Consider the following 614-nt stretch of genomic DNA (forward strand, 5'->3'; position numbering starts at 1 on the left):
AACATCGCTAGTCATGTGTCTGTCTATAGAAGTACTTACAGGATTTACTATACTATCTGTCAAAGTAGAGGATAGCTCTTTATTAAAGGCACTGCCAAAGTCTGTAGCAATTACTTTTGCTTGTGATACCGCTAAACCTTTACCTAAGCTACTACCTCCACCGTGTCCACTTACGAATGAAGTTACAGAGTCCCAAGCTGATGAAATCGCATCGCCTACCGCGCTGACTACTTTGTGCGCAGCATTGGCTACACCCTCAGCTACTTTGCCGATTAATTCCGCTCCGGCATTTAAGAAATCACTGAAGAAACTTTTAATCTTACCAAGTGCATCACTCATACCGTCACCTACATTTGAGACAACTCTTTTAAACCCATCAGCTACTTTACTCGCGAAACTTGTAACTGTATTCCAAATGTTAGAAACCCATTCAGAACCTTTTGTGATAATAAAGTTTAATGCTTGTCCCATTTTTTCAGCCACACTCCAAGCAACACGACTGAACCAACTTGTAACAGTGCTCCAAATACTGCTAACAAAATTAGTGATTGTACTCCATATCTGTGACCAACTTGTACCAAACATTGAAAGCGTTCGATTCATTACGCCAGTTA

1 pseudogene is annotated in these 614 nt (G+C 40.6%); it reads right to left on the reverse strand.

Annotated elements, in window-relative coordinates:
• Nucleotides 1-614 (reverse strand): annotated as a pseudogene (locus KQ486_RS14205) (terminase); the annotation flags it as partial.

Source organism: Allobacillus halotolerans (genome assembly GCF_018967645.1).
GTDB classification, from domain to species: domain Bacteria; phylum Bacillota; class Bacilli; order Bacillales; family Alkalibacillaceae; genus Allobacillus; species Allobacillus halotolerans.